Genomic DNA, 25,769 nt, shown 5'->3' on the forward strand with positions numbered 1-25,769 from the left:
AAGCAATACCGGACAAAGTGGATGGCACGAACGTGTTCCAAGCTTGAGACCCGTCTTCTTTATGCAAGACCCTACTCCCCTGAATCAAAAGGTAATGAGAAGTCCGATGTAATGAGAAGCCAATTTGCAATTGCTGCAGTTTAACGGCAATCTATGCAAATTAACTTCTCATTATTCTGCCATTCATCTACCCAGGTTTTTAAGCCAGTTCCTCAACCCGGCATTGCTTTGCCATTCCGGAAGTTTGCCCGAGACGACGTTATTCGTGCTTTTCTCCAGCGCTTTTCTTTTCATTTCTCCATCAATGCGTGCATAAATTTCGGTGGTCTGGATATCCACATGACCAAGAAAATCGCGGATGTAGATCAGATTCACACCAGACTGCAACAAATGAACGGCCTTACTGTGCCGGAGACAATGAGGGGACAACGGATTCGGAAACAATGCGGGAGTGCGTGCTCTGGCAGCTTCCGCATATTTTTTCACAATGTAAGCTATCCCTTCGCGAGTAAGTTTGTTTTTTGAGCGGTTTTGAAATAATGGATACGCTTGCGCATGCGGCTCTTTCCAATTATTTTCGTCCAGATACTGGTTTAAAAGCACTGCCATCGGCTTCATGAGGGGAACCATTCTGCTTTTTAAAGATGTGGGCACAGGTTGAAGCGACTTGACGAATCAGTTCAGGGTAAGCTTCTACAGTGAGCCGCAGATAATGCTGAGTAGCAGCGACGGAGGTATGCCCGAGATAAGTGGATAGAATCGGAAGTGCGCAATAAATGTCGATGCCGTTTTGGGTTTGGCTGGCTAGCGTATGCACACAGAACGTATGACGCAGGTCATGCAATCGAGGTCCGTTTCCTTTGCCGCCATGGGAGATCCCGGCTTTCCATAAAAGTGTCCTGAACGTTTTGTAAACCTGGTCGCGCGACAAGGGAGTGCCTCGTTTGTTTCGGAAAAAATAATCGTTTGGCGACGTATTGTTGTTAAACCGGGCATCATAATCGGCAAACATTTGCCAAAGGCGCTCCGACAGGGGAATCAAGCGATCCTGGTTGAATTTGGAGGCACGAATAAATACCACGCCGGCAAGCAGATCCACATCGGATTTTTTGAGATGGATCGCCTCTGAAATCCGCAGTCCACAACTGTACAACAGGCGCAGCAACAAAGGGAAGACCTCTTTTTTACTCGAAAGACGATGTGCCGACATACCATCGCATGCATGAAAGAGACGGTTGATTTCGTCGTGAGTAAAGATATAGGGAATAAAGTCGCCGCGGCTCACTTTACGCTTTCCCGGTGGAATAAACGCATCATATCCGTTATCTTGCATATACAAAGCAAATTGACGAAGGTCACTGGCGCGATGCTCCCATGTTCGTACACTCTCATTCTTTCTTCTTTCCGTCCAATCCAGCACTAATCGTTTGGTCAGGGATGGCGTCTTCATCGCATACGGTATCGAAAATTCTGAAAACCTGCGGAGATTTTCGCTGGTTGTCTCGTATTTGTAGCCCAAGCTCATTTTAAGCCGGACAAAATCCTGTAGAAGCGCTGCAAACGGGCCGGAAAATCGGGCTTCTTTCTTCACGATCAGAACACCTCCTCGCCCTTGTTCCAATCGAACGGTGGCGGAGTCAAGGCACAGTTTCTGAGTTGTTGAATATCTATTTGCAAATACACGGAAGTGGAGGCGGTTCGGGTATGTCCCAGTATCTCTGAAATGACGGGCAGCGGCGTCTTTTCTTCCAATAAAGCACTGGCCAAACTGTGGCGTAGGGCATGAGGCCCGTGCCGCTTGCCATCCACAATCTTGATCCCGGCTTTCCTTAAATAATGGGTCACAATGCTGTGCAGCGTAGGCGCTTCTAATTTCCCTATAGGTGGAATAAGGCGAAGAAAAATCGCATTCGTTGTTGTGCAGTCCGGTCTTGCGTATTTGAGATAATCAATGAGCGCCAGTCCGATGTCCTCCAGCAAGGGAAGAATCATTGGCTTTTCGGTTTTGGCCTGAATGATTTCAATCGTGTTCTTCTCCCACTTCACGTGTTCAAACGTGAGGTCACAAATGTCCTGAGCTCGCAGCCCTAGCCTGGCCGCAAGCAGCAGGATAGCATAATCACGTTTGCCCTTTGGATTTCCGCGATCAACACACTGCAATAACTTTTGTACATCTTCTTTGGGATAGGCAGAGGGCACTTTGGTTCTGCTTCTGTAACCGTCCCGCGGGACGATATAGGCGTAATCCTTTGGCGTAAGCCTCTGTTGAAACAGATAATGAAAAAATGTCCGCAGAGCGCAGAGCGTACAGTGGATCACGGCGGGAGAATAATTCGTGAATGTCTGGATGAAGCCGAGAACCAGATTATCATGTAAGTCTTGTATTCGCTGTATGCCGCGGCTATGGAGATAGTCGGAGAAACGATCCAGATAGATGGCAGCGGACTGGATTGTATCGGCAGCAAACCCTTCTGCCTGTCGCTGATCCAGATAGTTTTGAAACACCGTCTGAAATTGAGGATGAAAAACGTGTACTTTTCGCTTTGCTTTCGCGAGGATGATGCCGTGCTGCTGGTAGTCTGTCAGTACATTCACGGCTCGGGCGCAAATGGCCAAATTGCGGGGCAAGTTGCGAAAGGCCGTAATCTCGTAGACTTCTTCCAAAAAATCAAGTCCCATTTTGGCGTTGAGGAATTCTGATGGAGCGATCGATGAAATACATCGTTTTTCTGGAGGAGCCGCAAGGCTGATTAACAAGCTGTGCACGCACTGTTTACTTTATGGAGCACAGAACGGGCATCGCATCATAGATGACCATATGGTCAAACGGGTGGTTGAGGGAGAATTGTCATGATTCTCCCTTTCTTTCAAATAAGATTTGGACAAGATTTCCGTCAAAGCTCGGACAACAAACGCCGTCAAGTTATGGACAATATAGTATGTCATTAACACTTGAATCCGATCCTTTGTCACACCAGGAACCATGCGTGCAAAGTGAATTAAATTTTTATACCCGCTCAAAAATTTATACATTTCTGGATTTTCAACAATTGCTCCGACCTGGACGATAGCCTTCTCATAATTTTCTTTTATGCTTTGTCCGCCAATTAAAACATCTCCTTCAGTAATACTCATTAAGCCAACCATCATTCGGATGGTTGTTGTTTTTCCCGCTCCGTTCGGACCTAACAATCCGAATACCTCACCTTTTGGCACTTCAAAACTTAAATGATTAATTATTACTTTATTTCCAATACGTTTAGTCAGATTACGAACTTGCAGAATCGGCGTCGACATGTGTTCTCCTCCTTTATATATCCAAATCATCATACACACGATTTATTATAAAAACGAAAACTCTTTCTTAACTTTTTCTTAACTTTATACAAGTCCTCCTGTTTTAAATACTGTTTTAAAAGTTAATTTATTACAATTAAGGAAAATGAACCAATTAATCCTCAATCAAATAACTCGATAGGTCAAAACTGAGTAATCTAGAGAGGAGGCTAACGCATTCTTCAGGTGGTATCTACCCTCTAGCAACCCAGCGCTTTTTTCTCATCGGCTTCCACTTCCGTGCGTCCTATAATTGGAAATACACCAGACATGATCATGTATGTTTTTATGCATTTAATTTTACCTCAATCGGTATGGCTTTACTCTCCACTGAGGACCACTGTATAAAAGCGAATACTTCCCTATGTAAGTTAATGGGTTATACGGAATGTTAATATTGCCCAAACAAAAAGAAAAAAAGACACTAACGATTATGTTAATGCCTGATTATACTTTGTAACTACAATGTGTAAAAACCTAATTTGTAGTCCACAAAGATGAATTTAATATTCTTGAAAATTACAGCTCATCTTAACCAATCTCAATTAGCTCTAATTTAAAATCACCAACTGAGTTTTCCTTATAAAGGTTTGTAAAAGAAGTCGAATAGTTATTTATTGTTCCTCTAAATTTCAGGTTACTCTCAGGAACTTTAACATCAAAAGTGTTCTCATATAATAGCGTTGTTATCATATGATACTCTTCACCACTTCTTACTTTAAAATCAAAGGCGATTTTATGTAATTCCTTGCCGGTTTTTCCATCATTTATAACTCCCTCTTGATATCCAGTTACTTTTATATTAACATCATTCAAAATTACCTCAGTGACCATATCAACACCTCCTCTAATGCCTCATACAGCAAATCATAGCAGTAATTTTTATTATTCACAAATAGGGCGTCCAATTTTTTTAGAAGGCGATGCGTTCTAAAATAAATGATACTGTATTGAAATTACCTTTATTTTTATACACCTATTTGGGAGTGAACAAAAATAAGATACTCGTTGTATTAATATATCGGAAATTATCGATATAATAAATTTTGTGGTACAAAAGTGAACTTTTATAGCATTGTTATTGATGGCCGTTGAACTGACAGACGAATTCGACATTTGAATACCCCTGCTACATCCATGCCGAGCTTCCGCGCACAAACTGCGACTCATGCAACCGAATCATGCGGGTGCATGTACCATGGGCATTGAATAAACCGAAGCATTATTTTACGCTTCACTTTGACGCGCTGATCATGCTTTTGTCTAAAGATGTGACGATCTTTATGGATCCTGAGCAGAAGAACGTCATATGCGTGACCAAAGAGAAACACTCCAGTACCTGGAACGAATGCAGAAAACAGCTAGAAGCGCACGGAGACAAGGCCGAGCAAGTAACGGAAGTATGCATGGATATGTCGCCTGCCTTCATCAAAGGTGCTGGGGAGCATTTCCTGAATGCGGCGACACGTTTGACAAGTTCCACGTCATTCAGGCGGCCAACGAAGCCGTCGATGAGGTACGGCGGTCCGAGAGTAAAAGTAGCACTGAACTCAAGAATACACGCTATATGTGACTATTCGGTGTGCCTTGTTGGGTGTTGCCCTCTGCTTCCCATTGTTTCAGCTTCCGATCCGACGGCAAGAAAATCGTGAGTATTCCTATAACGGGTAAAAAACTGCATAGCATCATCGTAAAATTCAGGCCATAAACATCAGCCAGTTTTCCGAGAAGGACGGAACCGATAGCTCCCATTCCAAACGCCAAACCAACAATCAACCCTGAAACGGTGCCAATCTTGCCCGGTATCAATTCTTGAGCATAAACGACTGTAACAGAGAAGCTCGACAAAATAATAAAACCTAGAATAAGAAAAATTGGATAAACCCAAAACAAACTAACATGCGGAAGTAAAAGCGCGAAGGGCGCTGCACCAAGCATAGAAAATAAAATCATAGTCCTTTTTCCGAAACGGTCCGCCAACGGTCCCCCTAAGAAGGTACCAAGTACCCCGGAAGCCAAAAATACAAAAATATAATATTGCGCATTTTTAATGGATAATCCATAGTGATTAATTAAATAAAATTGATAATAGTTTGAAATTCCAGCGGAGTACCATGATCGGGCAAATACGAGAAAAATAAGGAGAAGAATAGCAAAGGTGATTTTCTTTTGTTTCTCCCCATTAAATTCTTTTGTTTGTTTTGTTTTGCTTACTTTTGGAAAGTAAACAAGCTGTTGACTATACCAAGCAGAAACATATAGCAGCACAAGGACAGCCAAAGCAGCGACAAAGGTAAACCAGATGGAACCGAATTGCCCCAATGGAACGAAAATTAAGGCTGTCATAATTGGTGCTAAGGACTGTCCGGCGTTTCCCCCCACTTGATAAATCGATTGCGCAAGTCCTCTCTTTACGCCTGCCGCCATATAAGCAACCCGGGATCCCTCCGGATGAAAAGACGCAGATCCTAAACCAATAAAAACTACTGATAATAAAACAGAAGGAAAGCTAGGGGCATAGGCTAAGCCTAGCATTCCGATCAAGGATAATCCCATTCCAAATGGCAGCATATAAGGCGAGCTCCGCTTATCAGTATACCAGCCAACAACCGGCTGCATGATGGAAGACGTCATACTTAAGGCAAAAGCAATCCACCCAAGTTGGACATAAGATAAATGCATGCTTTTCGCTAAAATTGGGAAAATAGCCGGTACAACCGATTGCATTGAATCGTTTAATAAATGAACGAAACTAATTGCAAATAAAATTCGATATACAGTAGATTGAACCATCGAACTTGATTTTACAACCACTTGCATATTTAATTCACCTCTCCAAAATGATTTCTGTCTACAATTTCAATTCCCATGCAACTTTTTCTCAATTAAATTAAAATTACAATATTTATTATTGTACTCTACTTTGATCCCCAAATAAAACCGGTTATCTACGTAGGAGTTATTTTACTGGCGGAACGTTATCGGACATCGCCTTAGTTTTATGCATCAAGACAATAAAGAAGCTTTCCCAGGTTGAACTAGGTCGGCTGCCTCCGTTTGGTTTTCATAATTTCAATTAGAGTCCGTTTCCCCATCAGAGATGAATACGGATAAAAATTCTTAATGCTTTTTATTGGATACTCATCTTTCACAAAAGATGGGATATACCCATGCATCGCAGCAATGCCTTTAATGGAATCGCCCAGCACTAATACTCGACCGACTCGTTTATATCCATGACTCTAAGTTCAGCTCTTCCAATCCGCATGATTCCCATTAAGATCACCCTCTTAGTTAATTTATAACCGTATACATATCATAAAATATTTTAAATTCTGAATCTATCATCTATCATGCTGTATTTTCTGTTCGATTTTTCCTTATTTTCGTATGGATAATATCAAACATGTAAATAATGTTAATATAATCGCTTAAAACGATGAGAATAAATGAGAAAAACTCGCGGGCGTTGCCGCTCGTCCTTTTTCTGCAGGGAAGCGAAACGGCCGCTTAGTGACCGGAAGGTCGGACCGACAAAACATCCGGGTATCTCAAGGATGGACAATTGTCGGTCTGATCGCCCTTCCGGCCACACGCTCCACATCGAAAAAGCAACGTTCGGCACACTCCCGCGAGTTTTTCTCAGGTGACCAATGGAAGAAAGTATATGTTGCTTTAACACTGTAAAGCAACATATACTTTCTTTAACGGCAAAAAAATATGGGCTACTGAAAAGACAATAGCCCATACTATTTCCATCAAAAAGATGTCTGATTTATCATTATCCTTGTAAGCGTCGAATGCGATCCTCGAGATCAGGGTGACTGGCAAATAATCCAAGCCATCCTTTTTTTCCATTAATTTTAAAAGCGGCAATAGATTTCTGAGCAGTGTCCACCGGCTCAGTCGTTTGTTTAAGAGATTGCAAGGCGTGGATCATCTTCTCTTTTCCAGCCAGGTGAGCACCACCATCATCTGCACGATATTCGCGATAACGGGAGTAAGCCATTACAACGATGCTTCCCAGAATCGAGAACAAAATGTCAAACACAACCACCGCGATGAACTGAACAAGAGGTGCGACATCTTCTTTTACAAATCGTGAAGCAATAAACGCACAAATTCGCGACAAGAAAACGACAAAGGTGTTGATAACTCCCTGCACAAGGGTCATCGTAACCATATCCCCATTTGCAATATGGGCTACTTCATGAGCTAATACCCCTGTAATAGCCACACTATCCGTTCGTTCCAATAAACCTCGTGATACTGCAACCATGGAACGGTTTTTTGTTGGTCCTGTCGCAAAGGCATTAACTTCGGGTGAATCATAAATTCCTACCTCAGGCATTACCTTTAACCCTGCTTTATTAGACAAGCGGTATACTTCATCTAGCAGCGCACGCTCATACGGATGTATAGCACCGTTTGGATCAATGACGTGAATACCCATTACCCATTTTGCCATTAATCGTGAAAGAGCAAGAGAGATTATCGCTCCTGAGAAACCTACCACAGCACTAAAGACTAATAATGTATTAAAATTAATACCCTGGGCCGTAGCATATCTTTGCACACCCAGAATACTTGTCACAATGCTGATGGTTACAATGACAAGCACGTTGACCAATAAAAATAAACCAATTCGTTTAAACATCTCTTCTCCCTTTCTTTTATCTTTTTCTATCATGTTGTTTTATACTGTTTTTATACGTAAGAAACATACAAAGGGATTCACTTTTTATTAAAATTAAATCCCCGCCTATACACGCGGGGATAGCATCACTTTGCTCTTAGTTGTTCCTATGGAGAAGTTTTTCAATCTCTTCAGATGGAAGTGGTTTGCTGAATAAGAATCCCTGTCCCTCCTGGCAGCCTTCCTGGTGTAAAAAACTCCACTGTTTTTCCGTTTCTATTCCCTCGGCCAATACTTTAAGATTTAGAGCCTGTGCCATGGATATGATAGCTTTAACAATAGCTTCATCATTCGAATTAGGAAGTTCACTTACAAATGAGCGATCGATCTTTACAATATCTATTGGGAGATTCTTTATATGATTAAATGACGAATAGCCTGTTCCAAAATCATCAATGGAAATATGTACTCCCATAGCTTTTAGCTGATTTAGCTTATCGATCACTTCACTCCCGTAATTAATCAGTACACTTTCTGTAATTTCAATTTCAATCCATTTAGCGTCTAAATCTGATTCCCGTAAGGCATCTGCTACCATTTCCACAAGATTCTGTTGTTTAAATTGTAAAGTAGACAAGTTAATAGACATAATGAAAGGTGCGTAGCCTTCATTCTGCCATTCCTTATTTTGTTTGCACGCTGTTCGAATTACCCATTCACCAAGAGGAATTATAAATCCGGAGTTTTCAGCAATAGGAATGAATTTATCAGGCGGAATAAAGCCCCATTCAGGATGATTCCATCTAAGTAGTGCTTCAACCCCCACCATTTTTTTGTTTTGTATATTTATTTTAGGTTGGTAGTACAATTGTAGTTTATTTGACTTTAAAGCGATACGCAGTTCCTGTTCGAGCGTTGTCCGGTTAACAAAATCGTTTTCCATTTCTTCCGTATAAATTTCATAATGATTCTCGCCACTTTCTTTCGCATAGTACATAGCCGTATCAGCCCGGCGTAGCAAGCTCTCGGAATCCTCGCCATGAGTTGGATAAATAGAAACTCCCAGACTTGGAGTAATGGAAATTTGATAGCCCTTTATATCAAACGGTTCCTCAAATATGTGCAATATTTTAGCGGCAGTCGCTTTTACGTCCTCTATACTTTGTATGTTTGACCAAACGACCGTAAACTCATCTCCCCCAATTCTAAACATAGTAGTTAGTTTGGAGTCCAGGCGCTCATTCATACGACAGGCTATCGCTTCTAACAATCCATCCCCTACTTTATGACCCAGTGTATCATTTACCAGCTTAAAACGGTCCAGATCAATAAATATGGTTGCAAACATTGATTGCTCATGTCTGGCATTCTCAATTTCTTGTTCTATGTATTCATGAAAACCTCGACGATTACGTAAATGGGTTAGTGGATCATAATAGGCAAGTTCATATATTTGACGCTCGATTTCTTTTTGTTTGGTAATATCTCTCCGGATAGAAACATAACTGATTGGATTTGGGGAGCCTTTTGGAAACGGTACAATGATTGTATCTACCCAAAAGAAAGAACCATCTTTCGCCCGATTTCTAATACACCCTTCCCAAATGTCTCCTTTACGTATTGTCGTCCACATCTCCTTGAAAAAATCTTGTTTGTGATAACCGGAGTTTATCATCTGGTGTGTACTTCCCAGTAACTCTTCTTCCCTGTATTTAGATATCTCACAAAATTTTTCATTAGCATAGGTTATGACGCCTTTTTCATCTGTGATGACTAAAATTGAACTTTGATCAAGCGCATATTTAATGCTTTCAATGGCTTCCAAAAGCTTATGCTCAATTTGTAACATATGGCTCCCTTCCTTTTTGTTACTTAATACTGTGTTCCCTAGGCATTTTAGCGAGAATTTTTATACGACTAGTATTACATAAAAAGTAGAATCATGAAATTAATTTATTGATAGTGTATATTAAAAAGCCGATCACGTAAGAGATCGGCTTCACTCACCAGCGATAACATTAAAATTGATACGTCCAAAATCGTTCCTTAGTAAATCTCTCCCTTACTTTAGGATCTTTCTCAGCCTTTTTACTGATAGCGTGAAATTGAGATTGGTGTGAAGCAATGGCGGCAAGTTTTTGGTCCAGGTATTCGGCTACATCATTCGTTACATCCGGTTCTCCTAATACCTCAACCGAATTTTTCGCAACGGCCACGCAATACACGGTGGGGCGATTTTTCTGAGCTACGGTTTCTACTGCCCTGATCACGGCCGCTGCGCAAGCATTATGGTCCGGATGGACGCCGTAACCCGGGTAAAATGTGAGGATGAGCGATGGCTTAATTTCCTCTATCACATCTTTTATCCGAATCGCCAGTTCTTCTTCGTCTTCAAATTCAACCGTTTTATCACGAATGCCAAAAAGCCGTAAATCATTTATTCCCATGTGCTCACATGCGTTTTCAAGTTCTTTTTTTCGAATCGCCGGCAGCGTTTCCCGGTTTGCAAAAAAAGGATTTCCCATGTTTCTCCCCATCTCACCTAACGTGAGGCAGACATAGGTAACCGGAATCCCCCTGCTTGTATACGATGCAATCGTTCCTGAACAACCCAATGCCTCATCATCAGGATGCGGAAAAATAACCAATAAATGTTCCTTCATCATACATTCTCCTTTAGAACGGTTTAGTGCTCAGTTGAAGAGCTACGCCAAGCTTCCCATCATTGTCGTAGCCTGCTAACAGCAATCTGCCCTTCTCGTCCACTTCCCAATGTGTGAGCCCTTCCGCATAAATCCAACCCAACTCGATTTTTAACCCTGCACGATAAGGTCCATTTCCCGTAATTTTGCCACGTGTAATTTGCACCTGCCCATTTCGGATATACGCACCTGTTGAGAAAAAATTTTCATTTTGATGAGCCGCATAGGCTCCATTTGTCGTTTCTAAATGTATGTAAACCGCTTTGTTAAAAAAACCTTCTACCTGCTTTTGAACATCCTCAATGTGAATTGGCTTCAATTCGATATCCCCCATTTTTTCCAGTTACCTTTATATTTTAGCCAATTGATGCTGGATAAACCAGCTATTTTTTTAAAAAAGTAAGTTTATACCTATAGGTAAGTTAATAATCTCTACGGTTCTTCGAATACATTTCAATTGTTGTGATTAGAATCGAAAGAGGCAGTGGAAAAGGCATCTATCTAAAATGCATAAGAAAGGTGTTTTACAAATCATGTTGTGACCTGCGGAAATTTTTTAAAGGGAGAAGCGAATGAGAAAAAATCAACACTTTTCTTAAACAAAAAAAGCGCTTCCCCCCTTTGTCTACTGCAATCATTATAGTAAAAACAACAGTAATTTCCTCCACTTCTTTCTGTTTTTACGCGAAATCAGCAAAACAAAATTCGATTTTTAGGTTATAATAATCATGAAAAAGGTAAAAAAAGGAGCTGTTAAACATGTATGATATTGCTATTATAGGGGCTGGCCCTGCCGGCGCCAGTGCCGCTCTGTTTGCCGCAAAAGCCGGTAAAAAAACGTTGGTACTCGATAACGATAAAAGCATGACCAAACGGGCGTGGATGGAAAATCACTACAGTGTGATGGAAATTTCCGGTCCTGACATGCTGGAAACAGGAAAGAAACAGGCGAGTAAATTCGGGGCGGAAATCATTGAAGAAAAAGCTGTAAACATTGTGAAACTGGACACCGGCCTGCGGATTGAAACCGAAAATAGCTCGTATGAAGCAAAACATGTCATCCTCGCAACAGGAGCACTCGTTGACCTCGCGGAAAATGCTGGGTTGAAAACCAAGCCTGGAACTGAGCCGAGAATTAAAACAGTCATTGATGTAGACTCTAACGGGAAAACAAGTATTGATGGAATCTGGGCAGCAGGTACGGTAGCCGGGGTCAGTGTCCACACGATTGTCACAGCGGGAGACGGAGCGAAAGTGGCCATTAATGTCATCAGTGAGTTAAATGGTGAACGTTACGTTGACCACGATGTGCTGAAGGGATAAAAAAGAGCCTTGAAGTATAACGTCAGGTACTTTTAAAGTACATAAAAGGGGAGCCTTGAATGATCTTGAATGATTATCAAGGCTTTCTTTTTACTTAACCGGTTGTAGTTCTATAAATGAACTAACATAAAAAAGATGAGTGCCATTTCTCTTTATCCATAACGCACGTATACAACTCCTCAATCGCCGGCTGGCAATTTTCATTCAATGCCATCATAAATACATAGGAAACATGTACTTCATCTGTCCATTTAACAGGGTAATGGAGCTTTGCTATTGCAATAGCAGGTTTTAACGTCTGACTTAAATCGGCATGCGGGATGGCAAACATGTCATTTATATAGGTAGGCCCTAACTCTTCCCTTTCCCATACCTTTTGCAGAAACGTATCTTTTACATAACCTTGTTCGATAAGAAGAGCTCCAAGTTTTTCAATAATTTCTTTTTTAGTAAGACGAGCTTTTTCCTCAAGCATCAAAGAAGAAGAACATAAATCCGAGAGACCCAGCCCTTTGGCTTTTTTCTGTTCATACACCGAATATCCCCGGATTTTTAGCAACCTTTCAATAAAGGTAAATCCGGTCCCATCGATAACTTCCTTCATTGATATAAACGGGATACCCCCTAACAACGGATCGACTGTGCCGATTGTAGCAATAATATCGTACTTTTCATTCCATTCTTCAAATTGGCTGCGGATAGAGAGAGAAGTACCTAAAAGGTACGTAAGTCCTTCATCCTCAGAACCAAACCTCTCCTTCATTACTTTCTCAATATTCCTTGCTGCCCCTTCACCGGTAAGGCAAACAGAAATAACAGCCGGTCTTTTACTATTGTCTATGTAAGGGGAAGAAAGAGATGCTTCTTTTTGCCTTTTCATAGCCGCTGCAATTTGCTCCAAAGATAAATCGGTATATACGCATTTTCGTAACACCTCTACGACTAAAGGCGTGGAAACAGGAGCTAATATTGTAACCTTTATATTAAACTTTTCCAGCCAGTCTTTCTCCCGCAAAAATAATGTCCCCATATCTCCTAACAGGAGTACGCCGTTCCCTTCGTCAGCTTTCTGAAGAGCAGTACCTATCCGGCTAATTGCCTGCTCTATTTTGTCATCCCAGTGAAGTTCAACGGCAATTGCATGGTTAACATGCAAGAGACGGTTAGCAACATCGGCCATACTGCGTGCAATTTGCCCATAGGAAGCAATAACAACACCTATTTTCGTATGATTTATTGTATTAGCCGGAAATAGCGCTTGATTTATATACATTGCAATAAGCCCAACCTCTTCTTCCGGAAGTGTTATACTCCAGGTAGTTTCAATCACTTCGCACATTTCACGCGCTATTTTCGTCTCAAACAAATAGTGATTGTCATTTGAATTGTACATATTTTTTCTCCCAAACAGGTTTCCTTCCTCCAGGCGGCCAATAATTCCCTTAATATGAATCGCCAGCACATAAAAGATTTGATGATAGTTTAACTTAACGTATTTGTTAGCAATCCAAAGCATTTGCTCAACAACACTGACAATTTTCTCACCCACAATTTTTATTAATTGCTGATGACCGCCATCTGTTTTCCCATACGATTCTCCAAGAATGTCTTCCAATCTCGAATCGAGTTCTTTGCTTACAATTAGCTGAACGAGTTCCTTTTTCTTTTCCTGTTCCTGTAAATTCCGATATCTTTCTTTAATCCAATCATACAGTTGGGGAACTTTTTTTTCCCATTCCGTTATTTCTGTCTGCATATGATACTCTCCAGGTAAAAATGAGTAATAATCCTTTTTTAATAAGCTTGAAGAGGCTGCACTTTCCCTGAAAGGAAATAGAGCAGCAATGTGCGGAGGAAGATCATGCCTATTTATAACAACTTTATCTTCCTCATCCTGGCTCATGTATTGAAGAAATCCCTTTGCGAAAGATACACGTATATCACTGTGCAACTGTCCGGCATTTCCCGGACAATCATACGATAACAGAGCAGAAATGACTTCTCTGTCCACCTCCACCTCCTTACAAATGCGGTTTGTCTCCTCATGAAAAAAGTGAAAAATAAGATCCAGGCGTTCTTTCTCCTTCCATTCTGAAAGAGAAGGAAGTTCAATTGTCATCGGAATTCTTCTCCGAAGCGTTAACAGCAAACTAGATTCCGGGTGTTCTGTGGTTGCCCCAATAAGCAATATATTTGCTCTACGATCAAAGTCAGTCTCTCCCAACCTTCTGTATAACCCCTTATCAATCAAATAAAATAAATTTTCTTGCCCTTCCGGAGAAAGCCTATGGATTTCATCGAGAAAGAGAATGCCGTCGTTTGCCTTATCTACTAATCCTACTTTTTCATTCTCTGCTCCAGTGAAAGCCCCCTTAACATAACCAAACAATTGAGCCATGAGAAGATGAGAATTTTTAGCGTAATCGGCGCAGTTAAAAACGATAAACGGAGCATCATCCCCCAGTCTTTTTTTCTCCTTTGCAAAATGGTACATTGTTTCTGCCATTCTGCTTTTCCCAACGCCTGAGGGCCCAAATAAAAGAGTGTGAAGACCTCGCGGTGGATATAAAACAGCTGCTTGCGCCTGCAATATTGCATTTTTCAGGCTTTCCTGCACTCCAACAATCCCTGAAAAGGAAAGAGGATGATTTTTGTTCATATTTTTTCCCGGTATTTGACTATTGTTTATTTGTTTCGATGAGAACGCTTCCAATTCTTTTCTCAAATTAAGAATGGTAAATCGAGAAACATTAAAGCCTTTTTCCTGCAAACGATAGGTTACATCTCGATTTGATATGGAAGGATTGTTTTTCAAAAGGTATGCTAATTCTTTTTTTAATAGGGGAATACGCCTTTTTCTTGAATCAGGGATGTTAGCCTTCTTCCGCAACAAAGTCACTGCATCTCTTCTTACATTAAGCATATGGGAAATTTCCTCATCAGTAAGCGGATTCTTTTTGTCTTCTTTATCAATAATTTCTCGAATACGCAGCAGCACTTTTTCATCCACCACACTCACTCCCAACCCTTTATTTCGAAGTGTTTTTTGTGGACTAGTGTACCACATTTTTTGAATAGATACATTATTTTATTAAAACAAAATTTTTTTTGATGCAGCTGAATAGTTTACGCTCCACATTTTATGCCACATAAACTGTTTTCACAATTTTTGTTGTCTTAACACTCCTTGCTTCTTTTCTTTTTTCATTTCACACATTTACTGCCACACTGTTGGTATAATATTTGCATAATTTTTAATATAATCCAGACCATTTAATAAATTGGAGGTGAATTATCTTTGACAATAGTATTTACTTGTAGTTAGTTACTCACTTTACACCTTTGTAAAGAACGGAGGTAGAAAACTATGGAAACTATAGATCAGGATATCGTTATTAATGAAAACTTTGTTATTCTTAACATGGAAGAAAAAACAGTAGAAGGCGTGCTTTCTTTGATGGCCGCCACTCTGTTTGAGAGCGGTTATGTAAAAGATACTTTTAAAGATGCGCTTCTAGCCCGGGAAGAGATTTATCCTACGGGCCTTCCAGCTAGCTGCTGCGGTGTTGCCATTCCTCATACCGATGAACACCATGTAATAAATCCAGCTATATGTATTGGAACGATAAAGAACCCTGTTTCTTTTAAAATGATGGGAAGCCCGGATGTTAGTGTAAACGTACAGCTTGTATTCGTATTAGCTATAAAAGGTGCAAGCAACCAACTGAACTTACTGCAAAAATTAATGGGGATATTTTCCGACGAATCTCTACTCTCCGCATTTAAAGAAGCAACCAGTAAACAACAAATACTAGAACATTTACAAAAGATTCTTTCACTTGGAACTAACTAATCAAGAGAGGCGTGATAATGTATGAGTAAAAAAATTGCCGTTATCTGTGGTACAGGAGTAGCCACTTCTACTGTTGTTATGACAAAAATGAAAGCGTTTTTTCAAGAAAAAAATATCCCTGTTAATCTTGTACAGTCCAAAGTGTCAGATATTCTCAACCGTGCAGATGACTATGATTTAATCATCTCAACAACTACCGTTCCCGCCAGCCTGTCGGCAAAAGTAATCAATGCAGTACCACTACTTACTGGAATGGGGAAGGAAAAATTTTTCCAGGATATTGAAGCAGCTCTAAAAAAGTAAGCGCTTTATATTTAAAAATAAGAGGAGGTTTCATAAATGAACGTTCTCCAGTACTTTATCGATTTAGGTCCGTCAGTCGTATTGCCTATTATTATTTTTCTGTTTGCTATTATTCTTAAAACGAAGCCGAGCACCGCTTTTCGAGCAGGATTAACAGTTGGTATCGGCTTCATCGGTATCAATCTTGTAATTGGATTGCTAATGGACAGCCTCGGACCCGCTGCAAAGGATATGGTTACCAGGCTGGGCGTCCATTTGAGTGTAATTGATGTAGGTTGGCCCGCCACCTCTGCTATTGCTTTTGGTTCCACTGTGGGAGCGCTGGCTATCCCAATTGGTCTAATACTGAATGTTGTTTTCTTAATTTTCGGACTCACAAAAACGCTTAACGTCGATATATGGAATCTGTGGCACATCGCGTTCACAGGCGCTCTCGTCAATATTATAACAGGAAGTTTTACGCTGGGAATTTTGACTGTAATTATTCATGCTATGTCTCTCCTCGTCTTATCTGATCTGACGGCAAAGCATGTGGAAAAGTTTTACGGATACCCAAATATCACATTCCCTCATGGTACTTCCTGCGCCTATTACCTGTTTGCCTTACCGCTTGAAAAATTATTTAATATTTTACCTGGTATTAAAAATTGGAAAGCTGATTCCGAGTCTATCCAAAAACGCTTTGGTATACTCGGAGAATCAACAGTTTTAGGGTTAATTCTGGGAATTATTATTGGTTTTTTAGCCGGATGGAGTGTAAAAGATTCCCTTCAATTAGGTGTTAAAACAGCAGCTGTTATGCTTGTTCTTCCCCGTATGGTTGCAATTTTAATGGAAGGGTTAATGCCAATTTCAGAAGCTGCAGGAGAATTTGTAAGGAATAGATTTCCTGATCGCGATGTATATATTGGAATGGACTCTGCCCTTGCAGTTGGTCATCCTGCAGTCATCGCTTCTTCCCTCATTTTAGTCCCTATTGCACTGGGACTCGCTGTCCTGGTTCCCGGTAATCAGGTATTACCTTTCGGGGATTTGGCAACGATTCCTTTTATTATCTGCCTAATGGTCCCTATCTTCAGAGGAAATATTATTCGTACAGTGATAGCAGGTGCAATAGCCATCGGGTTTGGTCTGCTGCTTGCAACGTATATTTCTCCGCTCTTTACTCAGGCCGCAAAAAATGCAGGCTTCCATTTCCCACAGGGAGCAAACGCGATCTCCTCTCTCGTTGATGGGGCTGTGCCGACAACTGCAATTTTTGTATTCGCTGCTAAATTAGGATACATTGGAATACTGGCTATTGGCGGTCTATCCCTGGGAACAGCAATTTACCTGCGTAAAAGAAACAAATCAGATGGAAGAAATTCCAATATCGAATCAATTGAAAAGATAAGCGTGTAACAAAAAGCCGTGGAACAATTATAAGAAACTGTTCCACGGCTTTTTAGGCGTAAGGGAGGTTCCAATTATTCAAGAATTTTCTTCTCTGATAAAACGTCGAGTAGAGCCTGTACAAATTTAAATCCTTTCTGAACCGCGGGGTCTTTTAACAATTTCAGCATTCCAAAAATCGATACGTTGGTTTGGTTTCGTTCAGCCCTTGCTTTCGCTTCTTTCACGATGGATATTCCTTCCTGAACGCGTTCCGTCACTGGTTCGGTCACCAGTTTAGCGGTATCGGTAACAACGGCCAGAGAATTCTTGTCTGTAATGATCGGTTCAACAACGGAAGCAATCCGATTAAGAAGCAGCATCATATCCGCAATTCTCGGCAGGTTTTCTATGATTACGGCGAGCGATTCCAGATTTTTTTTGTTAAGGGCAAGTTCTGAGAACCGTTCAAAACGCTCGGCCAAATAATTGATCGACTCTGTATCTCTCGCAAAAGATGAAACGATCTCAACACCCTGTTCCACTTTGCCCATAGCTTCCTGAATTTGAGGCAGCTTTTGGATGAGTGCCGTTAAAGCTTCCTGAACTTGCGGATCAGATAGTTCATTCAGCCATGTCAAGTTCTGTTCCGGAATTTGCTGTTTTGTTTCTATTTCCATTTATCTTCGTCCTTTCATCGGCCGCATTTTACAAGTAAGCAAGTAAGCAGGTAAGTACATGGTTGCTGTAATACAAAATGGTAAAATTTATTTATTAGGGTGCTGCAAATTTTCACATTTCATTCATAGTTAGTGGTCAGATGATGAATCTTTTTCTACCACGGATGCTTATTGTAAAATAGCCTGCTTTCAGTTGCGTACAAATTACTTTATCTATTTAACTATATTAGAATTATGCTTATGTTGCAAGATATATACAGCAACAGCCACCCAGCTGAGCGGGTGGCTGCAACTTCGATAGATACGTTCCTATGCGCTGGTGTCTTCACGTAACGGCTGATTTTTTATCCGTCTCACTCGCAGAGTGGCAGCGACACTATAGATAAGCAGGAATAAAACCATAAATAATGCAGACGTCCGATACATGATGGTGTAACTCGTTTCCATAGCCACGCTGCCAAGCAGCATCGCACCGATGGCAACACCTAAATCAAGCGAATTAAAAAACATTCCATTCGCCATCCCACGCATTTCCGGAGAAACTTCCTTAATCATCCACGCCTGGATAGAAGGCTGGATCATTCCATACCCGAGCCCATAAAATACAGCGGAAACCATTAACGAGAGCGTTGTTGTCGAAAAAGACAGGTTAGTAAGACCTAGAACGACTAGTAACGCTCCTGGAATAAGTACAGCCATCGGTCCTTTACTGTCAAAAATCTTCCCGGAGAACGGACGAATGACAAAGATGGCAATCGCGTTGACCAAAAAAAAGTTTCCCACATGAGAAATGTGCATTTCTTTTCCAAACAAAGCCAAAAAGCTGAGCAGCCCGCCGTATGTCACGGAAAGAAGTAAGTTTAAAAAACAGGGCAAAAGCAGTTTTCTGTCCATGATTTTGGTTTTACTGCCCACGCCTTCGGCTTTTGCGGCATTTTTTGTTTGTGGGGCATTTGTGGTTTGGGCGGGACGATTCAAGATGGCTAACGGAAAAATACAGGCGATAATAATCGTAGCAACCGCTGACAGAGTGCCGAATCCATACCCGCTTAATAGCGACAGTCCGATCATCGGTCCCATGGACATGGAAAGGCTGGTCGATAGTCCGAAATAGCCTATCCCCTCTCCTATTCGTTTCGCCGGAATGATATCGGACACCATTGTAGGGAGGATCGTACTGACCATTCCAAATCCTATGCCGAATCCAATCCGCATCAAAAGAAGGGAAGAAATGGTTCCACACCAGTAATACCCGGCTGTGGAGAGAGTTGCGATACTTAACCCGATAAAAAGAAGGACATTCCGCTTTCCTTTTTGTAACGCTTCTGCCGTAAGAAAACGCGTAACAATCGCCGCCAGGGCAAATAAACTGGTCACCAGACTGACGGTGAAATCACTTGCATGGAATGCTTCCTTCACATAAGGGGAAAAGGAAGGGAGAAGCATTTGCAAATTTAAAAATAAAAACAAGTTACAAATCGTTAATAATAAAAAGCTTTTCGTCCATAATCTCTCTTGCTGCTGTCCCAATCTTCACACCAATCCTCTCATCATGTTGGTTATATTCTGATCTATTTGTGAAATGAGTGTTTTGAAGAGTTCCAGTTCAGCCGGTTCGATTCCACGAACGGCCTCTTCCAATGTACTCTTCTCGATCGGAATGGTCTGTTCCACCAGTGCCTTCCCTTTATCCGTTAGATAAACAAGGAATGCTCTTCGATCTGTCTCACTCATTTGTTTTTGAATCAAAGCTTTCTTATAAAGAACATCTAAGATACGGGTAGTGGTTGGCTGGTCCTTTGCTGTGCGAATTGCAATCTCCTTCTGATTAATTCCATCCTGCTGGCTGAGGCGATGGAGTATCACCCACTGCTCCGGAGTGATATCATATTCCTTAAAACGCTGAAATAATAAATGCGTTAACTTTCTGTATGTTCGACCCATAAAGAAGCCAATGGATTCATTAGACTGAGAACTATTCAACGAAGTATTCACAGAAGCATTCAAAGTAATTTTTTTCCTCCTGAAATTAATTTCTATAGCAATTATATGTTAGTCATATATTATCGTCAATGGGTGCAGCCGAGCAACGACGAAAGATGAGGGTCGTGCGCATCGGCTTAAAAACAGCAAACCAGCTGCGTAAAACAAAGAAAAAATCGGCTGTTGACTTCCGCTGCCTTTTTTGTTCTTCCTCCCCCTTGTTGGTGAGGAACCAGATACCATTGGAATCAAGCAGCCGAAAAGCGTGTTCCATTATTTTGAAGGGCTTGTATTCTCCCAAAGGAAGCCCCCGCTTAAGGAGCGGCCTCTCCCACAAAAAAAGGCAAAAACATGGTAATCATATTGATCTTCCTATTGTAGTAAAGAAAATTCATTGGAAAATAATCGGTATTTTTAAGCCCTTTCATGTATGCTTTCGCATAATCCAGCCGGCAATAAAAATCCGTATACCTTCGATAGGCATCAATCTCGATTCCGTGCAGGAACGTAACGGAACCCCTGGTCCATAAAAACTGATGCAAGGCTTCTCAAAAAACAGAAAACCGGATTCATACCTGCATAAAACCACTTTTCAAATCTATTCATATTTTCCCCTTTTGTTTTCACACACGTATCCTTTTTCCCTCTATTTAACACAGTACAATTTAGTTGGTAAACATTCAATCCTTTATCAGCAAATCTATTTTTTGAATTTTTCGTTAACTTAAAGCGGTAGGAAAATGGAACGATATTGGAACCATTAAGTAATACAAAAATGAAACATGCATAGGAATTAGAAAAGTTGCAACCGTTAACCATAAAAAATTTTCTTGCAACACGAAAGGAGAAATGATGAAATATTTTAAACGATTAACTTTACTTTTGCTAGGGATAACGTTAGTGCCATTATTGATTCCGGCAAAAAACACGGATACCTTGGGCTCAGAAGTTAATTCGAAATCTTCAAATGTTACGCATGCCTCTGCTCCGTCATCACCAAACGCTGCGCATCGTCCAACTGTCTATACATTAGCCGATGCTGTACATGCTCCGGTTGCCATTACACCAGTCGATTCCCTGCATGCTTCCCATACTTCTACATCTGAAATCAAGAAGAGCGCGCTCTTTACACATACATCCGCTGTTAAGGCGGTTCCACAAAAAATTGCCGGAAAGAAAACAACGTCCGGGAAAATAAGCCGCAAGAAAAAAGTCAACAGACCGCTTAAGAAGAAAACCCCTGTTCATGTAACGAAAGAAAAGAAACGTAACTTTAGGTATATTAAAAAATTCAGAGGAAACATATCAGCCTATACAGACCGTGAATCAGGATTGACGTCACGGGACGGTGATTATGGACTGACCGCTTCAGGCTATCGGACAAGAGCGGGCTGTACCGTCGCCGCTGACCGTTCGATTCCTTTTGGTACCATCCTTTATATCGAAGGCATCGGATATCGAACGGTACATGATCGGGGCGGGGCAATTCGGGGTAACAAACTCGATGTTTATATGCCTAGTTTAAAAGCAGTAAACAAATTTGGCCGCCAACACCTCGATGTCTATATCATCAAATGGGGGAATGGCAAGCGAGCCAGGCATGGAGTTTAAGTGCCGATCGTTTGTAAATGTTTTCCGAAACTGCGCATCACCCAAAGGTGAAACAGCGCCTGGGTTGAAAGATATAGGTACCACGGTAAAGCAGGAACAAAATCATGGATAGCGACGTGTATATATTTTTGATGTAAGATTTCACGGAATTCCAGGCGTCCGTTATGCGGACCACTCGTTTGGGCAAGCAACCCACCTGTGATAAAGTACAGCACTCGATTTTTTGAGCTGTGTTCAGGTGAAAACGTTAATTCCAATATTGGTTTGGGAAAGAATCGAACAAAAATATACAGGTTGTTCTGCGAATCCATATGTACTTTGATAAACGGATAAAGAAAATGAGGCAGCTACTTGGCATAATAGCGGGCTGCCCAATAAGCGGCCCGGTCAGGCGGCAAAGCTGTTTGCTTCAGAATTTACGACTTTTGGTTGGTCTCCATTTGTGTGATTGTCTTCATTTTTTTGTGTGTCTTCATGGTCTTTTGCCATAAGTTTCCCACGCTCTTCAAAAGAATCATGAAACGTATAAACTCTTCCTTTATAGTTAAAAGAGCCAAACCCGTGGAAATATGGATTTCGGCTCGCGTAGAAATACGTTAAGTTTTTGATATCTCAAAGCAACGAAAGCCCTGCCTCTCTTTCATCCTTACGGCTCCGATGACCGCGCCAGTGTGAATTGGGCTAACAAAAATATATAACGACGTAACCTTTCTTGCTCAATTTTCTGTGTTTTTACATGGAATAAACGAAGAAATAGAATCGAAAAAGGAAGGTATTTTTTATGGAGGAATGATTACTTCTGAAGCAACTAATTTATTGTATACCACTATGTTTATAAAAGCAATAGAACATTTTATAAACCCTGCACATTAATCGCTAAGGCTGATTTTCAATTAATTTTAGAACAAGAAAAAGGCTGCTGAAATGACTGAACAGCAGCCTGACATAGTACACGTTACTCGCCCCTGGCTTATCGCCCCATCCTCCCATTGTTCCCCGTGTACCTGGGGTTGAAAGTACGACCTTTTATTTCCGGAACACTCTATTACAGCCAAAATCGTTTTTGCGGGCATAGACAGCAAGTCTTCATAACGAAAAATGAGTGTTTTTTTACCCGGCCGCCAATTGGAAGAACAAATGCTTCCTCTGATAAAACCGGATAGGAGAAGTGATTCCTCTGATAAAACCGGATAGGAGAAGTGATTCCTGCGGTAAAAATAGCGGGCCGGAATGGTGGATTCGAGTAAGAAATGAATCGGAGTTTCTTGATTATCGGGAAAGAGCTTTCTGGTTAGTAGATAAGGCTTCACGATTTGATTTTTATCCATGTTTGGATATATCTCCTGAAGGCAGTCACCTGCACCCCTTCCTCTTGTTTCTGCTTCTACCAATCTTAATCGATGCTTAAAACAACCCGCCCGTTAATGGCGCCGTGCTCTAATCGTTCAAAAACATCGTTGACGTTTTCGAGCGGCTGGACTTCAATATTTGCTTTTACCTTTCCATCCGCTGCGAACTGTAACGCTTCTTTCAAATCGATGCGGGTTCCCACGATAGAACCGAGCACTTTTACTCCATTTAAAACCGTATCGAATATAGGAATAGGCAGCTCGGCATTCGGGAGGCCGACGACGACGCAAGTGCCACCGCGCTTAACGGAATAATACGCCTGCTTGAATGCTTTTTGGGTAACCGCCACACTGATGGAAGCTTTTACTCCGCCAAGCTCTTCCTGAATTTTTTGTGCCGGGTCTACTTTCATTCCGTTAATCGCCATATTCGCACCGAGCCGTTCGGCCAGCTCTAACTTGTCGTCCTGGATATCTACGGCAACGACTTTAAAGCCCATCGCTTTTGCATACTGCAAAGCAATATGTCCGAGGCCGCCGATACCGTAAATGGCGACCCAGTCCCCCGCCTTTGCTCCGGATACTTTGAGCGCTTTATACGTCGTTACACCGGCACAGAAGATCGGAGCAGCTTCCTCATATGTGAGATTGTCCGGTACTTTGGCTACATAGGCTGCCGGAGCCTTACAATATTGGGCAAATCCGCCATCAACCGAGTACCCTGCATTCAATTGCGCTTTACAAAGCGTCTCCCACCCAGACAGACAGTATTCACATTCGCCGCATGCAGAATAAAGCCACGGAACACCTACCCGGTCCCCCACTTTTAACGACGTAACGTCATCCGCTACTTCCTCAATAATGCCAACACCTTCATGGCCAGGGATCAGCGGCATTTTTGCTTTGACAGGCCAGTCGCCCTGAACGGCATGCAGGTCTGTATGGCAAACACCGCATGCTTTAATGCGAACAAGAATTTCTCCCGGGCCAATCTCAGGCTTATTTACCTCTTTAATCTCGAATGGTTGGTTAAAATCCGGTGACACAGCTGCCTTCATATAACCTGTTCCTGCCGCTCTTTTATCCGTTACTCTTGCTTCCATATAAAAACTCCTCCTCCATTTGGTTTGTCTGATTGTAACCGATATACTGGCGAATTGTACGGTTGACCGTTCGTCTGCCCATATTGCCTCTTGCGAATACAGAATAATTTACATACTATTAGAAATAAACAGTTTTTTCAACACCTCCCTTAGGAGTATGTAATCGCTTTCTAACTATCGGTAATGCAAACCGCATGCCAACATAAAAAACTGGAAGTATTTAACCGACTCGCTGGAGTTATCGTGCTTTTAAACGTCCCAGGCCGGTATTTTTTATACGAGATCAAGAAACACCGGCAATGTTTTGCCGTTTTCAGCCGATTTTTCGGCACACCTGGACAATAGATTGGAAGGAGAGCATGGAGGATGCACATTTCAAAATTTGTGACGCCGGAAATTATCTTTGGAAAAGGAGCATTGAGCCAGGTAGGGGAATGCTGTTTGCGCTTAGGAGCGAAAAAAGTATTTATTGTCAGTGATCCCGGGGTTATGGAAGCCGGCTGGGTTGACAAAGTGACCTCCGTCTGCCGCTCTTCTCACTTACCTTATGAAATTTTTTGCGAAATAACACCGAATCCTAAAGACTATGAGATTACAAAAGGAGTGAAAGTCTATCTAGCGTCCGAATGTGATGCCGTGATCGGAGTAGGTGGCGGCAGTGCGATCGACGCGGCTAAAGCGATTTCCATACTGGCTACCAATGGCGGAAACATTCATGATTATGAAGGCGTCGATAAAATTCAGTATCCTCTTCCACCGCTCGTTATGCTCCCCACTACAGCAGGGTCGGGAGCAGAAGTTTCACAGTTCTCCGTCATTGTCGATTCCGTACGCCAGGTAAAAATGACGATTGTCTCAAAATCACTCGTACCAGATATCGCCATCACCGATCCTTATACTCTAGTGACAAAAAATCGGGAATTAACTGCAGAAACCGGAATGGATGTATTGACCCATGCGATCGAAGCGTTCGTCAGTTTGGCCGCCACTCCCTTGACGGACGTTCAGGCAAAGAACGCTCTCACCCTGGTCGCGAAATATTTGCGTCCTTCCACCGCTTCCCATACGAATGAGGAAGCAAAAACAGCAATGGCGATGGCCAGCATACAGGCAGGCCTTGCCTTCTCTAACGCTATTCTCGGTGCCGTTCACGCGATGTCGCACGCTGTCGGCGGATATTTAGACATGCCTCATGGTAAATTAAATGCTATTTTATTGCCTTATGTAATGGAATTCAATCTTCTTGCGGCACCTGACAAATTCATGGAGATGGCTCAATTAATGGGAATCAACATTGCCGGTTTGACGAGTGCAGAAGCGGGAAGACTCGCCATTCTGCATGTGAAACAACTTGCACTGGATATTGAAATTCCACTGTGCCTTTCTGAAATTGGGCTAAAAGAAGAATACATCCCCAGGATGAGTCAGGCGGCCCTAGAAGATGTTTGTATTCTTACTAATCCGCGTGATGTGACGGTAAGCGATTTGGATCGAATATTTCGCAAAGCATTGTAGGTGA

At 41.7% G+C, this 25,769-nt stretch carries 24 protein-coding genes and 1 pseudogene; 8 read left to right on the forward strand and 17 right to left on the reverse strand.

The genetic code is table 11. From position 1 onward, the window contains the following. Positions 1 to 183 precede the first annotated feature (183 nt). The 5 genes from H525_RS23120 to H525_RS0107150 form a co-directional block, all read right to left on the reverse strand. Entirely contained in the window at positions 184 to 609 is a 426-nt protein-coding gene (locus tag H525_RS23120) for a tyrosine-type recombinase/integrase (RefSeq protein ID WP_211236985.1), read from the reverse strand. Beyond that, positions 572 to 1,591, reverse strand: coding sequence for a tyrosine-type recombinase/integrase (locus H525_RS23125; RefSeq protein ID WP_051330866.1), 1,020 nt, complete (start codon positions 1,589 to 1,591; stop codon positions 572 to 574). Before H525_RS23125 ends, H525_RS23120 begins: the two co-directional genes overlap by 38 nt. Before the next feature lie 2 nt (positions 1,592 to 1,593). Continuing rightward, complete coding sequence (locus H525_RS23130) at positions 1,594 to 2,766, reverse strand: tyrosine-type recombinase/integrase (protein WP_245590420.1); 1,173 nt, start codon at positions 2,764 to 2,766, stop codon at positions 1,594 to 1,596. 12 nt (positions 2,767 to 2,778) lie between these two features. After that, entirely contained in the window at positions 2,779 to 3,297 is a 519-nt protein-coding gene (locus tag H525_RS23135; RefSeq protein ID WP_051330867.1) for an ATP-binding cassette domain-containing protein, read from the reverse strand. Between the two features lie 570 nt (positions 3,298 to 3,867). Beyond that, on the reverse strand, positions 3,868 to 4,170 hold the full coding sequence (locus H525_RS0107150) for a DUF3219 family protein (protein WP_027415653.1): 303 nt from the start codon (positions 4,168 to 4,170) through the stop codon (positions 3,868 to 3,870). A 281-nt stretch (positions 4,171 to 4,451) separates the two neighbouring features. Between H525_RS0107150 and H525_RS29390 the strand changes: the two are divergent. After that, a pseudogene (locus H525_RS29390) lies at positions 4,452 to 4,906 on the forward strand (transposase); the annotation flags it as partial. On the opposite strand, the gene H525_RS23145 reads toward H525_RS29390, so the two are convergent. After that, a complete protein-coding gene (locus tag H525_RS23145) occupies positions 4,900 to 6,156 on the reverse strand; it encodes an MFS transporter (RefSeq protein WP_051330868.1) in 1,257 nt (418 codons plus the stop codon). The pseudogene H525_RS29390 and the gene H525_RS23145 sit on opposite strands and share 7 nt — an antisense overlap. A 693-nt stretch (positions 6,157 to 6,849) precedes the next feature. On the opposite strand from H525_RS23145, the gene H525_RS27110 reads away from it, so the two are divergent. Further along, entirely contained in the window at positions 6,850 to 7,023 is a 174-nt protein-coding gene (locus H525_RS27110) for a hypothetical protein (RefSeq protein WP_155837179.1), read from the forward strand. Between the two features lie 94 nt (positions 7,024 to 7,117). Here the strand turns inward: H525_RS27110 and htpX are convergent, their stop codons facing one another. From htpX to H525_RS0107185, 4 genes are all read right to left on the reverse strand, one after another. Next, complete coding sequence (gene htpX, locus H525_RS0107170) at positions 7,118 to 7,993, reverse strand: protease HtpX (RefSeq protein WP_027415655.1); 876 nt, start codon at positions 7,991 to 7,993, stop codon at positions 7,118 to 7,120. A gap of 136 nt (positions 7,994 to 8,129) precedes the next feature. After that, entirely contained in the window at positions 8,130 to 9,821 is a 1,692-nt protein-coding gene (locus H525_RS23150) for a sensor domain-containing protein (protein ID WP_035100300.1), read from the reverse strand. 169 nt (positions 9,822 to 9,990) lie between these two features. Further along, positions 9,991 to 10,638: a bacillithiol biosynthesis deacetylase BshB2 gene (gene bshB2, locus H525_RS0107180; RefSeq protein WP_027415656.1), complete on the reverse strand. Its 648-nt coding sequence runs from the start codon at positions 10,636 to 10,638 to the stop codon at positions 9,991 to 9,993. A gap of 10 nt (positions 10,639 to 10,648) precedes the next feature. Then, the gene (locus tag H525_RS0107185) at positions 10,649 to 10,993 is read right to left on the reverse strand and encodes a YojF family protein (protein WP_027415657.1); all 345 of its coding nucleotides are present in this window, start codon (positions 10,991 to 10,993) and stop codon (positions 10,649 to 10,651) included. 440 nt (positions 10,994 to 11,433) lie between these two features. Here H525_RS0107185 and H525_RS0107190 point away from each other — a divergent pair, with 440 nt between their 5' ends. Beyond that, positions 11,434 to 11,997 (forward strand): FAD-dependent oxidoreductase, encoded by a 564-nt coding sequence (locus H525_RS0107190; RefSeq protein ID WP_027415658.1) that lies wholly within the window; start codon positions 11,434 to 11,436, stop codon positions 11,995 to 11,997. A 121-nt stretch (positions 11,998 to 12,118) separates the two neighbouring features. Here H525_RS0107190 and H525_RS28935 read toward each other — a convergent pair whose 3' ends face one another. Further along, on the reverse strand, positions 12,119 to 15,007 hold the full coding sequence (locus H525_RS28935) for a sigma 54-interacting transcriptional regulator (RefSeq protein WP_051330869.1): 2,889 nt from the start codon (positions 15,005 to 15,007) through the stop codon (positions 12,119 to 12,121). 357 nt (positions 15,008 to 15,364) lie between these two features. On the opposite strand from H525_RS28935, the gene H525_RS0107200 reads away from it, so the two are divergent. Genes H525_RS0107200 through H525_RS0107210 form a run of 3 tightly spaced genes read left to right on the forward strand, consistent with a single transcriptional unit; the run spans position 15,365 to position 17,554 of the window. Further along, complete coding sequence (locus tag H525_RS0107200; protein ID WP_035100302.1) at positions 15,365 to 15,850, forward strand: PTS sugar transporter subunit IIA; 486 nt, start codon at positions 15,365 to 15,367, stop codon at positions 15,848 to 15,850. A gap of 21 nt (positions 15,851 to 15,871) precedes the next feature. Continuing rightward, positions 15,872 to 16,153 carry a PTS sugar transporter subunit IIB gene (locus tag H525_RS0107205; RefSeq protein WP_027415660.1) on the forward strand — a complete coding sequence of 94 codons (282 nt, stop codon included), beginning with the start codon at positions 15,872 to 15,874 and terminating at the stop codon, positions 16,151 to 16,153. A 36-nt stretch (positions 16,154 to 16,189) separates the two neighbouring features. Next, positions 16,190 to 17,554, forward strand: coding sequence for a PTS galactitol transporter subunit IIC (locus tag H525_RS0107210; RefSeq protein ID WP_027415661.1), 1,365 nt, complete (start codon positions 16,190 to 16,192; stop codon positions 17,552 to 17,554). A 65-nt stretch (positions 17,555 to 17,619) separates the two neighbouring features. On the opposite strand, the gene H525_RS0107215 is transcribed toward H525_RS0107210, so the two are convergent. The 4 genes from H525_RS0107215 to H525_RS25435 all read right to left on the reverse strand — a co-directional run bounded on the left by H525_RS0107215 (position 17,620) and on the right by H525_RS25435 (position 20,461). Next, positions 17,620 to 18,204, reverse strand: a complete 585-nt coding sequence (locus H525_RS0107215; protein WP_027415662.1) for a DUF1641 domain-containing protein — start codon at positions 18,202 to 18,204, stop codon at positions 17,620 to 17,622. Positions 18,205 to 18,513: 309 nt separating this feature from the next. Continuing rightward, entirely contained in the window at positions 18,514 to 19,734 is a 1,221-nt protein-coding gene (locus tag H525_RS0107220) for an MFS transporter (RefSeq protein WP_027415663.1), read from the reverse strand. A gap of 3 nt (positions 19,735 to 19,737) precedes the next feature. Next, entirely contained in the window at positions 19,738 to 20,211 is a 474-nt protein-coding gene (locus tag H525_RS0107225; RefSeq protein ID WP_245590421.1) for a MarR family winged helix-turn-helix transcriptional regulator, read from the reverse strand. Between the two features lie 49 nt (positions 20,212 to 20,260). After that, entirely contained in the window at positions 20,261 to 20,461 is a 201-nt protein-coding gene (locus H525_RS25435) for a hypothetical protein (protein ID WP_155837180.1), read from the reverse strand. 575 nt (positions 20,462 to 21,036) lie between these two features. Between H525_RS25435 and H525_RS25445 the strand changes: the two genes are divergently transcribed. Then, the gene (locus tag H525_RS25445; protein WP_081413279.1) at positions 21,037 to 21,798 is read left to right on the forward strand and encodes a 3D domain-containing protein; all 762 of its coding nucleotides are present in this window, start codon (positions 21,037 to 21,039) and stop codon (positions 21,796 to 21,798) included. Between the two features lie 899 nt (positions 21,799 to 22,697). On the opposite strand, the gene H525_RS0107255 is transcribed toward H525_RS25445, so the two are convergent. Both H525_RS0107255 and adhP read right to left on the reverse strand, forming a co-directional pair. Continuing rightward, a complete protein-coding gene (locus H525_RS0107255; RefSeq protein WP_027415668.1) occupies positions 22,698 to 23,126 on the reverse strand; it encodes a molybdopterin-dependent oxidoreductase in 429 nt (142 codons plus the stop codon). Between the two features lie 65 nt (positions 23,127 to 23,191). Further along, positions 23,192 to 24,205, reverse strand: coding sequence for an alcohol dehydrogenase AdhP (gene adhP / locus H525_RS0107260; protein WP_027415669.1), 1,014 nt, complete (start codon positions 24,203 to 24,205; stop codon positions 23,192 to 23,194). Between the two features lie 411 nt (positions 24,206 to 24,616). On the opposite strand from adhP, the gene H525_RS0107270 reads away from it, so the two are divergent. Further along, positions 24,617 to 25,765 (forward strand): iron-containing alcohol dehydrogenase, encoded by a 1,149-nt coding sequence (locus tag H525_RS0107270; RefSeq protein ID WP_027415670.1) that lies wholly within the window; start codon positions 24,617 to 24,619, stop codon positions 25,763 to 25,765. Positions 25,766 to 25,769: the final 4 nt, after the last annotated feature.

It is taken from the genome of Aneurinibacillus terranovensis DSM 18919, from assembly GCF_000430625.1.
Classification (GTDB): Bacteria; Bacillota; Bacilli; order Aneurinibacillales; family Aneurinibacillaceae; genus Aneurinibacillus_B; species Aneurinibacillus_B terranovensis.

Bases quoted from the DNA above. Each gene is read 5' to 3' on its own strand.
- H525_RS23135 (WP_051330867.1), bottom strand. From the start codon at position 3,297: ATGTCGACGCCGATTCTGCAAGTTCGTAATCTGACTAAACGTATTGGA.
- H525_RS0107210 (WP_027415661.1), top strand. From the start codon at position 16,190: ATGAACGTTCTCCAGTACTTTATCGATTTAGGTCCGTCAGTCGTATTG.
- H525_RS0107190 (WP_027415658.1), top strand. From the start codon at position 11,434: ATGTATGATATTGCTATTATAGGGGCTGGCCCTGCCGGCGCCAGTGCC.
- H525_RS23120 (WP_211236985.1), bottom strand. From the start codon at position 609: ATGGCAGTGCTTTTAAACCAGTATCTGGACGAAAATAATTGGAAAGAG.
- H525_RS0107255 (WP_027415668.1), bottom strand. From the start codon at position 23,126: ATGGATAAAAATCAAATCGTGAAGCCTTATCTACTAACCAGAAAGCTC.
- H525_RS23145 (WP_051330868.1), bottom strand. From the start codon at position 6,156: ATGCAAGTGGTTGTAAAATCAAGTTCGATGGTTCAATCTACTGTATAT.
- H525_RS0107205 (WP_027415660.1), top strand. From the start codon at position 15,872: ATGAGTAAAAAAATTGCCGTTATCTGTGGTACAGGAGTAGCCACTTCT.
- H525_RS0107200 (WP_035100302.1), top strand. From the start codon at position 15,365: ATGGAAACTATAGATCAGGATATCGTTATTAATGAAAACTTTGTTATT.
- H525_RS0107270 (WP_027415670.1), top strand. From the start codon at position 24,617: ATGCACATTTCAAAATTTGTGACGCCGGAAATTATCTTTGGAAAAGGA.
- H525_RS0107150 (WP_027415653.1), bottom strand. From the start codon at position 4,170: ATGGTCACTGAGGTAATTTTGAATGATGTTAATATAAAAGTAACTGGA.
- adhP (WP_027415669.1), bottom strand. From the start codon at position 24,205: ATGAAGGCAGCTGTGTCACCGGATTTTAACCAACCATTCGAGATTAAA.
- H525_RS23150 (WP_035100300.1), bottom strand. From the start codon at position 9,821: ATGTTACAAATTGAGCATAAGCTTTTGGAAGCCATTGAAAGCATTAAA.
- H525_RS25445 (WP_081413279.1), top strand. From the start codon at position 21,037: ATGATGAAATATTTTAAACGATTAACTTTACTTTTGCTAGGGATAACG.
- H525_RS0107215 (WP_027415662.1), bottom strand. From the start codon at position 18,204: ATGGAAATAGAAACAAAACAGCAAATTCCGGAACAGAACTTGACATGG.
- htpX (WP_027415655.1), bottom strand. From the start codon at position 7,993: ATGTTTAAACGAATTGGTTTATTTTTATTGGTCAACGTGCTTGTCATT.
- bshB2 (WP_027415656.1), bottom strand. From the start codon at position 10,638: ATGATGAAGGAACATTTATTGGTTATTTTTCCGCATCCTGATGATGAG.
- H525_RS25435 (WP_155837180.1), bottom strand. From the start codon at position 20,461: ATGGAACACGCTTTTCGGCTGCTTGATTCCAATGGTATCTGGTTCCTC.